The 13,067-nt window shown below is 72.4% G+C and carries 7 protein-coding genes; 4 read left to right on the forward strand and 3 right to left on the reverse strand.

The annotated features are described in order from the left end of the window. The first annotated feature begins 49 nt into the window (after nt 1–49). From DEI85_RS15140 to DEI85_RS15150, 3 genes are read left to right on the forward strand one after another with little or no spacing between them, the layout of a single operon-like run. Entirely contained in the window at nt 50–733 is a 684-nt protein-coding gene (locus DEI85_RS15140) for a response regulator transcription factor (RefSeq protein ID WP_017888078.1), read from the forward strand. Further along, entirely contained in the window at nt 733–1,563 is an 831-nt protein-coding gene (gene mshD, locus DEI85_RS15145; RefSeq protein WP_111124204.1) for a mycothiol synthase, read from the forward strand. The genes DEI85_RS15140 and mshD overlap by 1 nt, the downstream gene beginning before the upstream one ends. A gap of 47 nt (nt 1,564–1,610) precedes the next feature. After that, nucleotides 1,611–3,644, forward strand: coding sequence for a serine/threonine-protein kinase (locus tag DEI85_RS15150; RefSeq protein WP_258376399.1), 2,034 nt, complete (start codon nt 1,611–1,613; stop codon nt 3,642–3,644). An 82-nt stretch (nt 3,645–3,726) separates the two neighbouring features. On the opposite strand, the gene DEI85_RS15155 is transcribed toward DEI85_RS15150, so the two are convergent. From DEI85_RS15155 to DEI85_RS15165, 3 genes are read right to left on the reverse strand one after another with little or no spacing between them, the layout of a single operon-like run. Continuing rightward, nucleotides 3,727–7,998, reverse strand: a complete 4,272-nt coding sequence (locus DEI85_RS15155) for a type VII secretion EssC family protein (RefSeq protein WP_111124205.1) — start codon at nt 7,996–7,998, stop codon at nt 3,727–3,729. A 36-nt stretch (nt 7,999–8,034) separates the two neighbouring features. Continuing rightward, the gene (locus tag DEI85_RS15160) at nt 8,035–9,441 is read right to left on the reverse strand and encodes an ABC transporter substrate-binding protein (RefSeq protein ID WP_111124206.1); all 1,407 of its coding nucleotides are present in this window, start codon (nt 9,439–9,441) and stop codon (nt 8,035–8,037) included. Next, the gene (locus tag DEI85_RS15165) at nt 9,438–12,125 is read right to left on the reverse strand and encodes a hypothetical protein (protein ID WP_146249033.1); all 2,688 of its coding nucleotides are present in this window, start codon (nt 12,123–12,125) and stop codon (nt 9,438–9,440) included. Before DEI85_RS15165 ends, DEI85_RS15160 begins: the two co-directional genes overlap by 4 nt. A 319-nt stretch (nt 12,126–12,444) precedes the next feature. Here DEI85_RS15165 and DEI85_RS15170 point away from each other — a divergent pair, with 319 nt between their 5' ends. Continuing rightward, on the forward strand, nt 12,445–13,038 hold the full coding sequence (locus DEI85_RS15170; RefSeq protein WP_110861797.1) for a hypothetical protein: 594 nt from the start codon (nt 12,445–12,447) through the stop codon (nt 13,036–13,038). Nucleotides 13,039–13,067: the final 29 nt, after the last annotated feature.

Here is a 13,067-nt window from a genome sequence, read left to right on the forward strand (position 1 = left end):
CGAGCATCACTAGGATGTCTCCACGACGTCATCCACCTCCGGAGGTCCTGTGGCACAGCTCCTGGTACTCACCTCGACCGCGCCCGGAGACGTCCTGCCGAGCCTGGGCCTCCTGAGCCACCGGATCCGCCACGTGCCGGCCGAGGCCGCGCAGCTGGTCAACGCCCCGCAGAGCGACCTGATGTTCGTGGACGCCCGCACCGACCTGGTCAGTGCGAAGGCCCTGTGCAAGATCCTCGCCTCGTCGGGGTCGACCACGCCGATCGTGCTCGTCGTCACCGAGGGCGGGCTGACCGCGGTGAACAGCGACTGGAACGTCGACGACGTCGTGCTCGAGAGCGCCGGCCCGGCCGAGATCGACGCCCGGATCCGGCTGTCGGCCGGTCGTGCGGCGAAGGGCCAGACGAGCTCGAAGATCCAGGCGTCCGGTGTCGTCATCGACGAGGCCAGCTACTCGGCCAAGGTGCGCGGCCGGCCGCTCGACCTGACGTTCAAGGAGTTCGAGCTCCTGCGCTTCTTCGCCACCCACCCGTCACGCGTCTTCACCCGCGAGCAGCTGCTCAGCGAGGTCTGGGGCTACGACTACTTCGGTGGCACCCGCACGGTCGACGTGCACGTCCGACGGCTGCGCGCCAAGCTCGGCGACCTCGAGTCGCTCATCGGCACCGTCCGCAACGTCGGGTACCGCTTCAACGTCTACGACGACGAGGCCGAGCGCCTGATGGGGCAGTAGTGCTGCCCGACCTCGGCAGCTTCGTCGCCCCCGGTGAGGCTCCCCCGTTCTCCGACCAGACCCTGGTCGACGTCCGCGCGGGGCGCGCGACCGTCCTGACCGTCGACCACGGGGTCGCGGTGGTCCGTGACGGCGAGCTGGAACTCGTCGTCGCCCAGGAGGCCCGTGGCCGGGGCATCGGCACGGCCCTGGTGTCGCAGGCACTCGCGCCGGGCGGCGGGGCCGCTCCCCGGCTCGCGTGGGCGCACGGGGACCACCCGGCAGCGCGTGCGCTGGCCGACCGGTTCGGCTGGCGCGCGGTCCGCACGCTGCTGCAGCTCCGGGCGCCCGTCGCCGACTCCGATGTCGACGTCGCCGCCGAGGTCGAGCTGCCCGACGGCTACTCGCTGTCGGCGTTCCGCCCCGGCACCGACGACGAGACCGACTGGCTCGCGCTGAACGCCGCCGCCTTCGCCCACCACCCCGAGCAGGGGCGGATGACGCTCGACGACCTGCACGCCCGCGAGGCCGACGACTGGTTCTCCGGCGAGGACCTGCTGCTGCTCCGCGACGCCTCCGGGCAGCTCGCGGGCTCGTGCTGGCTCAAGGTCGAGGACGGCATCGGCGAGTTCTACGCCGTCGCCGTCCGGCCCGACCTGCAGGGGCAGCGACTCGGCGGTGTGCTCATGCGTGCGGGCACCGCTCGGCTGCGCGGCCGCGGCCTGACCGCCGCCGCACTGTACGTCGAGGGGGACAACGAGCCGGCGCTCGCGCTGTACCGGCGCTCGGGGTTCACACAGCACGCGATCGACGTGCAGTACGCGGCGCCGGAGCAGCCCGCCGGCCGGTAACATTGCGTGGTCGGCGAGGGGCCGGCCATCGGGGGATCGGGGAACGCGTGGCGCAGGACCGTCAAGGGCAGTACGGCCAGGGCGAACCGCTCGGTGCGTCCTACCGACTTGTCGAGCTCCTCGGGACCGGCGCCACCGGAGAGGTCTGGCGGGTCGAGCACTCCGCGACCGGCGAGGCCTTCGCGGCCAAGCTCCTGCGTGCCGAACTCGCCGCCGACCCGCAGATCGTCGAGCGCTTCGTCCGCGAACGCTCGGTGCTCCTCGCCCTGCAGCACCCGTCCATCGTGCGCGTCCGCGACCTGGTCGTCGAGGGCGACCGGCTCGCGATCGTCATGGACCTGGTGCCGGGTGGGTCTGCCCGCGACCTGCTCGCGTCGAACGGTCCGCTCCTGCCGCGGGACGCCCTGACGATCACGGCCGAGACCCTCGACGCACTCACCGCGGCGCACGAGCAGGACGTCACCCACCGTGACGTGAAGCCCGACAACGTCCTGCTCCAAACGGCGTGGGTCCCCGGTGCCACCGGTGCCGTCCGGGTCACCGACTTCGGGATCGCGTCGGTCGTCGCCGAACGCGAACGCACGACCACCGGGCTCCTCGGCACGCCGCAGTACATGGCGCCCGAGTCGATCAGCCACGGGCGCTCGGGTCCGGCCGCCGACGTCTACGGCGCCGGGGTCATGCTCTACGAGCTGCTCTCCGGTCGCACACCGTTCGCCGGACCGGGCACGGACTTCGCCGTGGCCTACCGCCACGTCACCTCGAACCCGCCCCCGCTCGACGTGCCCGACGCCCTGTGGGCCGCGGTGTCCGCCCTGCTCGCGAAGGACCCGAACGCCCGTCCGTCGGCGGCCGACGCGGCGGGGACCCTCCGTCGGCTCGCACGGTCCCTCGCGTCGGCACCCGCACTGGTCGCGTCCAGCGACCCGGACACGTTCGACGAGGTCGAGCGTCCGGCGACCGTCGTCCGTGGGGTCCGTCCCGACAACGCGACGGGATCCCGGACCACCGACACCGGGGACGACGCCGCGGCCGTCGGGCCGGCCCCGGAGCTCGGCCCCGCCGGGTCGCAGACCGTCATCCGGCCGATGGCGCGGCAGCCGCTGCCCGCGGCGCCGTCCGCCGAGCCCGAACCGACGCGTCGGTTCGCCCGCCCCGAGTGGCTGACCGACCGTGCGCTCCTGTTCGGCGGCATCGGCGTCGTGCTCGTCGCCGCGCTGGTCGTCGGTGGCGTCGTGTGGTTGCCCGGAGCCCTCCGGAAGACGCCGGGCACCGGTACCGCGACCGCACAGGCCGCCAACGCCTACCAGCAGGACCGTCCGCTGCCCACCGGGCTGGCGACCACACGCCGCGCCACCATCGACCCGGCGAAGGGCACGGTGGACCTGCGCGTCACGTACGCGGCGCAGGCAGCCACCCTCGGCGGACCCTTCCTCGAGGTGCTGCCGGGTGCCCGGTCGGGAGCCTCCTGTCCCGCCGTCACCTGGTCCGGCGAGGGCATCACCGCGAAGCGCAACCAGCCGTCACTGACCGGTGTGGACACCGCGTGCGCGTGGAGCCTGTCCGGCGTCGAGGTCCCCGCTGGCGGAGACGTCACGGTCGAGGCCTCGGTACCACTCGCCGTCGAGGACGGTGCAGCGCTGCAGACCTGGCTCGACGGCGTCGGCGAGGCGACCACCACAGCCGTGACCGACGACGCCGTGCGCGGGACCGCCTACCCCGTCCAGCGGCTGCAGGGCGTCGAGGTCCGGACGCCGGACCGGACGGTCAGCCAGACGGCACTGCCGGTGACCCTGGTGCCGGTCTGGCCGAACGGCGCCGACGAGCTCAACCCGCTCTACCGCAGTCCGAGCAGCGGGCGCCCGTCGCAGATGCTCGTCGACGTGGCCGGCGGGGAGTCCGGTGTGCGGTTCGCCGACGGCTGCTCGGGGGCTCTGGCGGTGTCGTCCGACGGGCTCGTGGTCACCGCGCTGTCCGTCGCCCCGTGTGCACCGTCCGGGCGACGGTGGGGAACTTCACGAACCTCGAGAGCTCGCCCTTCGGGATCACGACGCGGGACTGAGCGGGTCTGTCGGGGCTGAGCGCGTCGGTCGCGCGACCAGCTGACGGACTGGAGGCCCGTGGCGGCGTCGCCACGGGCCTCCAGTCCGTCAGTCACTCGGGTCAGCTGCCTGCGGACGCGGTCTGGACCAGGCGGACCGCCCCGCCGGACGACGCGTAGCCGCGACCCACGGTCAACGCGACCGGTGCACGGCGCGGGAGCGTGACGCCGAGCAGCTCGCCGTCGTAGTCGACGTCCGGCTGCAGGAGCACGCCGCACCGCGACTTGCGGACGGCGCGGGTCCAGTGGCTGTAGAGCGACCGGAGGTCGGCGGACCGACCGGCGGCGACCACGCACAGACCGGGACGCTCCGTCGCGAGCAGGGTGGCGATCGCCTGGTCGCCGTCGTCGAAGCGTTCGGCGTCGTCGATGAGCAGCAGGACCGGACCGCGCTCGAGCCGCAGCCCGGCCAGCAGTGCGGGAACCTCGTCGGGTCCGACGGCGATGCGGTCGAACGCTCCCGAGGCGAGCGGTGACCGACGGTCACAGATCGCCCAGACAGCCGGGCGGACGCCCTCTGCAGCGCGCGCCAGTGCCGCCAACGCCAGCAGGACGGTCGACTTGCCCGAGCGTGCCGGCCCCGCGACGAGCACGTGTTCGCCGTCGTAGACCTCGAGCGTGGCCGGAGCGAGGTCGTCCTCGGCGATCCCGACCGGCAGCCGCCACGGCTCGCTGGTGAACACCGCGTGCGCGCCGAGCTCGTCGACCAGGACGGCGTCGGGCAGCCGCCCGACCGCACTCGCCTTCGGGGCGGAGCCGGACCAGCGCTCCGCGAGGCGCTCGACCGCCTGCGCGAGCGGGACGTCGGGCGTCGCCACGTGCGACTGCAGGCGCAGGACCGAGTCGATGAAGCGACCGGGTACCGGCGGCGGGACGTCCTTGGGGCGGACGCCGATCGAGGCGTAGTCGTACGGGTCCGCCAGACGGAACATCCACTTCTGGGTGGTCACTTCGTCCATCGCGGACGGCACAGCCTTGGCCCGCGTCGTCGACACGGCGAACGAGATGCCCAGCGCGGGCCCCTCGGCGTAGACGCGGTACAGGGCATCGAGCAGCAGCTGGCCCTCGAAGTCCTGGTACTCGTCGCGCAGGGCCGCGAGACCGTCGATCAGCACGACGGCACGGCGGCCGCCCGGAGTGGCACGACGGCGCTCGAGCTCGACGCGCAGGTGGCGGAGGAACCGCGCCTGCAACTCCCCCGCGCCGGCTCCGGAGCCGACGTAGGCCGTGGTGTGCGGCAGCCGGGCGAGCGGAGCGAGGTCCCCGGGACCCATGTCGAGCACCAGCAGGTCCAGGTCCTCCGGACTCGTCGCGGCGGCGAGCTGCAGGGCGAGGGTGGCGAGCGCGGTGCTCGTCCCGCTGCCGGGGATGCCCATGAGCATGAGGTTGCCCTCGTCGAGGTCCCATCCGGTGGTGACCTGACGCTGGTGGTCGGGGTCGTCCGCCAGGGCGACGGGCACCGTCCGCGACGTGTCAACGGCGTCGGCTGCCGCCAGCGCACCCAGCTCGACGCGGTCGCCGAGCGCCTCGGGCCAGATCGGGCGCGGCGGAGCGTAGCCGGCGGCGGCGTTCGCCTGCCCGATCGACTCGATGAGCTGGTCGAGGTCGGTCACGTCGGACGCCGTCGGAGCCGGGGCGGGCATCGGCGCGGGAACGCCGAAGACGTCCGTCGGTCGGACCGACACCGGCTGTTCGGCGCGTTCGTCACGGGCTCGGCCGGTGACGAGGGCTGTCTGCACCGGGGTGATGTCGTCCTGCCCCAGCTTCACGTAGGCGCGACCGGTCTGCTGGCGACCGATGCCGGCGGCCGCGGGGACGCCGATCACGTTCGTGGAGTCCTCGCGGCTCTGCACCCGCAGCGCGACACGCATGTTGGTGTTCGCCAGGATGTCCTCGCTCACCACGCCGGCCGGCCGCTGGGTGGCCAGGATCATGTGGACGCCGAGTGTGCGCCCGACCGCCGCGACGGCGACGAGCGAGGTCAGGACGTCGGGGAAGTCCTTCGCCAGCATCGCGAACTCGTCCACGACGAGGAGCAGGCGCGGCATCGGCTCGTCCGGCTTCGTCGCCAGGTAGGCGTCGAGGTTGTCGATGTCCGCCCCGGCCGCGGCGAACACCCGCTGACGCCGCTCGAGCTCGGCCTCAAGCGCACGGATCGCCCGGTCGGCGAGCTGCTCGTCGAGGTTGCTGATCGTGCCGATGGTGTGCGGCAGCCGCTCGCAGGCGGCGAACGCGGCCCCGCCCTTGAAGTCGACGAGCAGGAAGTTCAGGCGCGTCGGGTCGTTCCGCGCAGCGAGCCCGGCGACGAGCGACCGCAGGAACTCGCTCTTGCCCGAACCCGTCGTGCCACCGACCAGGCCGTGTGGTCCGTCGCGGACGAGGTCGATCTCGAGGACGCCGCTCTCCGACGACCCGATCGGGGTCGAGAAGCCGGTGCGGGCGTCCCAGGCCGTGCGGATCGCATCGGCGGGGCTCGTGCCCGTCGGGGTTCGCGAGACCGTGTCGTCGCCCGCGAGCAGCTCCGGCAGGCGGACGAGCGACGGCAACGACGCCCCCGGCACCAGCAGTTCGGGATCGTCGAAGTGCGCCACACTGCGGGCGCTCCGTTCGGCGGTCTCGGCGCTGAGGCCGGCGAGCACGACGTCCTCGACGCGGGTCCGGTCCTCCGGCCGGTAGACCGTCGCTGCGGCGTCGGCACCGACCGTGATGATCGTCGTGCAGGCTGCGGGGAGCTGCTGCTCGTTGGTCGCGATGACGATCCCGCTCACCCGTCGGGGCTGCTCGCCGGGACGGAGCGACTGTCCGGGCACGGTGCGCCCTTCGCCGAGCAGGTTCCGGGCGGGTGCGTCGCGGCCCTCGGTGAGCACTTCGGAGTCGACCACGACGAGCAGGTTCGGGGTCGGGAGTTCGTCGAGCGACTCCCGCAGCCCCCGGAGCATCGCGGCGCTCTGGTCGCGCTGCGCCGACATCCAGCGGGCACCGGTGCTGCTCCCCGCCACGCGCGCGTGCGGCAGCCAGGAGGCCCACCCCCAGTCGTCCGCGCGGCCGGCGTCGCAGAAGATGCCCACCGTCAGGTCGGCGGGCCCGCAGTGCACGGTGGCCTGCGTGAGCAGACTGCGCGCCAGTGCGAGCGCGCCCTCGCGGTCGCCGACGATCCCGACGACGCCGGCGTCGGACAGGTCGGCCACGACCGGCGCAGCGGTGAGGCGGCTGTCGGCGATGGCGGCCTTCGCCTCGTCCTCGAGCTTGGACGACGCCGCCCGCTGATCGAGTTCGGGGCGCCACGGTGCGTCACCGGTGCCGGCGTGCAGGCTCAGGAAGTCAGCGTCCTCGGAGCGTCGCTGCCACAGCAGGGTGGTGGGGAGCTCGGCCCGGCGGACGACGGTGGCCGGGTCGGGGACGAGTTCCTGCCGACGGGCCGCCTCGACCGCCGCGGCCTCGGCGATCTCACCCCGGAAGGACTCCACCGCCTCGGCGAAGCGGGTGTCCTCATCCTTCAGGTTCTTCGCCCGACGGTGCTTCTGCTCGAACCACATGCCGATCGCGGTGACCGGCGACAGCAGCGCGAACAGGGCGAACCGGGCGTCGCCGAGCAGGAGCACCATCGCGCCGGCGAGGACCAGAGGCGCTGCGACGGTGATCCAGCTGAACTTCGAGGCCTGCGGGACCTCGCGCTTGGCCGGTGGGTCGACGGTCTCGGTCTCGGTGTTCCGCCCGGCTCGGGGCGGGCGGTTGAACGGCGCGGTCGCCGCGGGCGTCAGGTTGGCCAGGGAGCCCGCGGCCGGCACGGGGACCTCGTCCAGCGCTGGCCGGACCAGCAGCACGGCGCCGCCCACGATGACGCTCGTGGTCCCGGTGAGCAGGACTCCCTCGGCATCGATGCGCTCGCCCGCGATCACGGTGCCGTTCGTCGACCCGGCGTCACGCACCCGGACCCCGTCGTCCTCGCGCTCGATCGTGCAGTGCTCCCACGAAGCGCTCTCGGTGGGCAGCACGACGTCGGCTTGGGGCGCCCGGCCCACGACGAGCTTCCGGCTGCGCGGGACCGGTACGACGAGACCCGCCTCGAGTCCCCCGGCGAGGGTGACGCTCCACCCGTCGATCGTCTGCGGTCGCTCCTGTGGTGCGCGGCCGATGCGGGACCCCTCGAGCAGGACGAGGTCGCGCAGCGGGGTCGCCGCACTGGTGCGGTGACCATCGACCGCGAGGGTCGTCTCGGCATCGAGCTCGACGCCGATCGCCGCCGAGAGGAGCTCCCCCAGCGAGGACGCGCCGGACCACCCGTCGACCTCGACCGCTTCACGTCGGTCGTCGAGCTCGATCAGCAGGCGCATGCTCGCGGTGTCCTTCTCGGGTTGTGCGTGGGTGGGTCAGCGTGCGGTGGAGTCCTCGAACCACACCAGCGAGGTGGCCTGAGCCGCGTCGTCGCCGGATGCGTCTTCGGAGCCAGCAGCGGCGGCGTTGTCGGGTCGGAGTCCGAGTGGCTGTGCCGAGGCCGCCAACACCGTCGCGGACGCACCGAGCGCCTGCTGCCGCGTGAAGTCGAGCGCCGGACCGGCGATGCCCGCCGCGGAGTCGAGGTCGAGCGCGGCGAGGGCATCGGTCACGTCGGAGGGCTCCGTGCTGCCGGCCTTGCCGACCGCGCGGACCAGGGCGACGACGGCATCGTGGCTGCGGGCGTCCGCTGCCCCGGCCACCGCCGAGAACGGCCGGTCGCCCGTCAGGTTCTGGGCGTCGGCATCGTCGGCGAGCACCCGGACCCCACCGAGGAACGCGGACATCGCCCGACCTTCGGCGTCCGAGGAGAGCGCCCGTGCGTCGTCGGTGGCCACCCCGACGGTGCGGAAGGAGCCGCTCAGGCTGCCGCCGGCATCGATGAGTGCAGCGCCGAAGGCCGGACTCGTCGCGTCCGGGGTGAGGACGACCGGCACGGTGACGTCTGCGGCCTGCAGTGCCGCCACCAGGGCACCCTGTCGTTGCGCGGACCCGCTGACGACGACAGCGTCCGAGTCCGGCGTGGCCTTCGGGTCGGCGTCCGCGGCCTCGGCGGTGTCGTCGTCTGCGTCGGTCGCGCCGGTCCGCGAGGCGATGGTCGCGGCGAGCTCCGCGGTGTCTGCGGTGTCGTCCCCGTCGAGGACGTGCGCCACTCGGAGGTCTGCGGGCGCACCACCGCCGAGGTTCACCAGGAGCGGCGACTTCGCGTCACCGAGCGCCGTCGTCATCGCGGCGCCGATCGACTCGGCGGTCGGCGCGGTCGACCACGAGTCCTTCTCGGCAGAGGCGTAGGGCACCACCACCGGGATGTGCTTCTCGGCCGCCGTCGTCAGCGCTCCGGAGACGTGCTTGCCGGACGACGCGACGACGATGCCCGCGACGCCGCTCTTCGCCAGGGACTCCACCGCGGTCTTCGCCCCCGCGGACGTCCCGCCGTCGTTCTTCGTGACGAGGGTGATGTCGGTCCCGCCGAGCGCCAGTCGTCGCTCGGCCACCAGGGCGCCCTGTGCCGCCTCGTTCCACTCGGACCCTTCACCGTCGCCCAGGGTGACGACGACGCCGATCTTCGTGGTGTCGGGGACGTGCTTGACGGTGATCTTCACCGGCACGGTGGCCGGGACAGCCTCGGCCGGCGTGCTGCTGCCGATCGCCCGGAAGGTCAGGACGGCAGCGACCACCGCGGCGACCAGGAGCACCGCGATGGCTGCGATGACCAGCGGACGACGGTTGCGCGGACGTCCCGCCTCGGTGCCATCGGACTCGTCGATCGTCTGGTCGCTCATCGGTCCGCCCCGATCCGGAAGGTGTACAGCGTGGTCGAGGTCGCGCTGGCCGGCACCTTGAGCTGGAAGGCGGGCAGCGTCGTCGCGGCGTCGAGGGAGGCTCGGAACTGCTCCTGCTGGAGCAGGATCCCGGCGACGTCCTCGGCGCGGACGTTCGCGTAGCCCGCGGCGTTCTGCGATGCCAGGGCGAGCTGGTAGTCGGCGGAGTCGGACTTCGCCGCGCTCGTGGCCATCGCGCCGAGGATGCCGGATCCGTTGACCTTGCGGTCGCCCAGGTCGAGCATCACCCGGTTGAGGTCGCCGGTGAGCAGCGTGGAGGCTCCCTGCACGTCGCGCGTCGAGGCGCTCGTGCTCGCAGCGATCTGCTCGAGACTCGAGGCCGTCTGACGGTCGACGGCGGATGCCAGCTCGGAGCCTTCCTGCTCGAGCGTGCCCTTCTGCTCGTCGATCGTGCCCTTCGAGTCCTTCGTGACCTCGCCCGAGGTGGACCGGAGCCCGGCAATCGACTTGTCGAAGGCCGAGATGACCGCATCACGGCTGCCCTTCGCAGTCTCGCTGACCTGCCGCACCTGCTGGTCGATGATCTTCTGCACGTCCTTCTCGGACTGCGTCGATGCGTCGGCGAAGGCCTTGCGGACCGCGTCCTGCAGCTGGGTCTGCTGCGTGCTGATCGCGGTCAGCTGGGTGCCGACCACAGCGCTCGACTTCGTTGCCTGCTCGACGAGTTCCTGGAGCTCCTGTGCCGCTCCCTCGACCGAACCGCCGTCGTTGCTCACTGCCCGGCGGACCGCGGCGATGCCGTCGTCGAGCGCGTCGACGTCGGCGGACAGCGTCGTGACCGCGGCACCGATCCCGGTCTCGGAGCGGAGATCGGTCGCCGCGACCACCGCGTCCCACTGCTTCGCCTGGTCCGTGAGGCGTTGGTCCATCGGGGTGCTGAAGCGCCCACCCGGCTGCAACGTCGTGCCCTCTTCGGCACCGGGGCACGGCGTGGCGGTCAGGTACCCGCGCAGCGCATCGGCCTGCTCGGCGTCGAGCTGGTCCGTCGCCGCGAGGGCGCAGAGCTGGTCGGCGACCTCGAGGTTCTGCGCCTGCATCGAGGTGCTGAACCGACCGTCGCCAGCGTTGCCCACCAGCCCGCGCGCTGCGACTGCCTGCCGGTTCACCGTCGTGACGGCGTCGCGCACGGGGCCGAGGTCGTCGGCGGTCTGGTCGCGGAGGTCCTGCAGCGCCTGCAGGGTGCGCGCGACCTCACCGGTGCCGTCGGCGCCGAGGGCCTGCACGGCGGTGTCGATCTCGCCGAGCTTGGCGCGCAGGGCGTCCGACTGCTCGATCGCCGTGTCCGCGAGCTTGGGGTCGAGCTGGTCGGCGAGCTGCTGCCCGGTGCTGACCAGACCGATCAGCGAGGTGCTCACCGCACGTGACGAATCCCAGAGCGCGCAGGTCAACGATCCACGGGCCTCCTGAGGGGCACACGTCGTCTCGTCCGGCGCTGCCGGGCCGACGGCGCCTGCCAGCTGCGCACTCACCTGCTGCTTGCACGCCTCGCTCGCATCGGCGTAGCCGGTGAGCTGCGCCGAGACGCGGAGGAGGTTGCCGTAGACGCTGCCCCCGGCGGACGGGGTCTTCGGCGTGGCCGCGCACCCGTTGCCGTCGAGCACCGTTGCCGGCGCGGTCGCGGACGTGTCGCCGAGCAGGCTGTCGAGACTCGTGGTGGTCTGCTGGAGCTGCTGCAACACCGTCGACTGCGTGGCCTTGACCGTGGTGCCGAGGTCGCTGTTCAGTGAGCCGAGCTGTCCGGAGAGGGACTGCATCGTGCTGGCCAGGGAGGAGCTGCTCTCCTTGAGGCGCTCGGCCGTGCTGACGCCGAGGGTCTCCGACGTCGTCTCGAGGTTCGACCGGACCTCGGTGATGGTGCCACCGGCACGCGCCAGCACCTCGTTCACCTGCGAGATCAGGTCGATCGTGCGGCGCTGGAGCGCGAGTTCGGAGTCGCTGTCGGACCCGAAGGCCGCGTTGACGACGCCCGTGGAGGACAGGTCCGTGGACAGCCCGGGCTGCGCGGCGACGTCGATGGTCGGCGCGGTGAAGTCCTCGACGTCGGCGACGAGGTGCAGCGTGCTGCTCGCGCCGGAGGTCGGCGGGGCGAGCAACCGGCCCCACTGGACGACCGCGTCGCCGTCCTCGTTGGTGCTCACGACACCGTCGGTCGACGAGCCGGAGTCGGCCGAGTCCGTGACGACGCGGTCGGCGGCGGTCCCCGCCAGCACGGTCGACGCCGCGATGCTGAAGGGCGCGCCCACGAGTGCCGGGGTCGAACGCGACGTGCCGGCGACGTCGTAGGTCAGGTTCTTCGACGTGACCGTCAGGTTCTCGATCGTCAGGTCGATCGACACCCGACCCGAGTACCCGTCGAGGTCGGCCAGGTCCGTGCCGGTCTTCTTCTTGGTCGAGTACTGCGTCGTGATGCGCAGTGGCAGGTCACTCGCCGCCTTCGCGGGGTCGTGCTCGGTCGTCGCCGACGAGGAGTCCTTGCCCGCGACGGAGATCGCGGTGTCCGAGATCGACGTGATCGAGCCGTCCGCGGCGAGGCGCGTGTCGACGGTCTGCAGGACCCGCGAGGGGTCGGCAACAGGCTTGTCGTCGGAGGTGCAGCCGGCGAGCACCAGCGCTGCGATCCCCATGACGGCGACCGTCCCCGCGATCCGTCGTCCGGTCCGTCGTGCTCCGGTGTTCCCGGCACGCTGGTTCATCACGGTCTTCCCCCCAAGAGAATCGTCGAGCACATCGATGCTAGTTGCTGAACGGCGTCAGGTCCGGGCTGGTCCGCCCCGGGAGCCACCCCCGTTCGGGCCACAGCTCGCTACTGAAATCCAACATAGAGCATCCGCGACGATGCTCGGGCCTGTCCACAGGGCGCTGATACTCTGCACGCATGATCCAGGGGGACCAGGGCATCACGCCCTTCGAACGGCGCACGAACGCAGGAACGGGGGCGGACCGGTGAACATCAACCTTTCGCCGGTGTTCATCGCGCTCATTGCCATGATCACCATCCCGGCCGCCGTCAGCGCGCTCGTTCGTCAGAACGACCGGAAGCGGCCACCGTCCACCGTCGTGGGAGACGAGGCGTACGGCGTGCTCTTCACCGTCCGGGCTCGCCGGTTCAGCTACCTGCTGCTCCGGATCATCGGGATCGTCGTCATCGTCGTGGGCGGGTTCTTCTTCCTGGTCACGCTCAGCGTGCTCGACGACCCCGACGCGATCGGGATGCTCATCGCCGGCGTCGGCATGGTGCTGTTCGGTCTGCTGTTCGTCTACCTCGGCGTCGGGCAGAAGCGCCGTCGCGTCGAGGCGTACGACTCGCAGCTGGTCGTGACGCCGATGTTCCGTGCCGCGCGGACCGTCGATCCGGCGGCGATCAAGCGCATCCGGCCCACCACCAACCGGTTCGGTGGCCTCGACATCAAGGTGAACGGCCAACGCGGCGTGATCAGCGTCCTATCGATCGACGCCGCCTATCCCGAGCTCTGCGCGTGGCTCGAGCAGCGGGCGCCCGCGCAGTGGGGTGAGTTCGCCGGGGCCTTCGGGCGCTGACCGGCGTACTGCTGCTGCACTGGGCCGAC

It is taken from the genome of Curtobacterium sp. MCBD17_026, from assembly GCF_003234895.2.
In the GTDB taxonomy this organism is placed as follows: Bacteria; Actinomycetota; Actinomycetes; order Actinomycetales; family Microbacteriaceae; genus Curtobacterium; species Curtobacterium flaccumfaciens.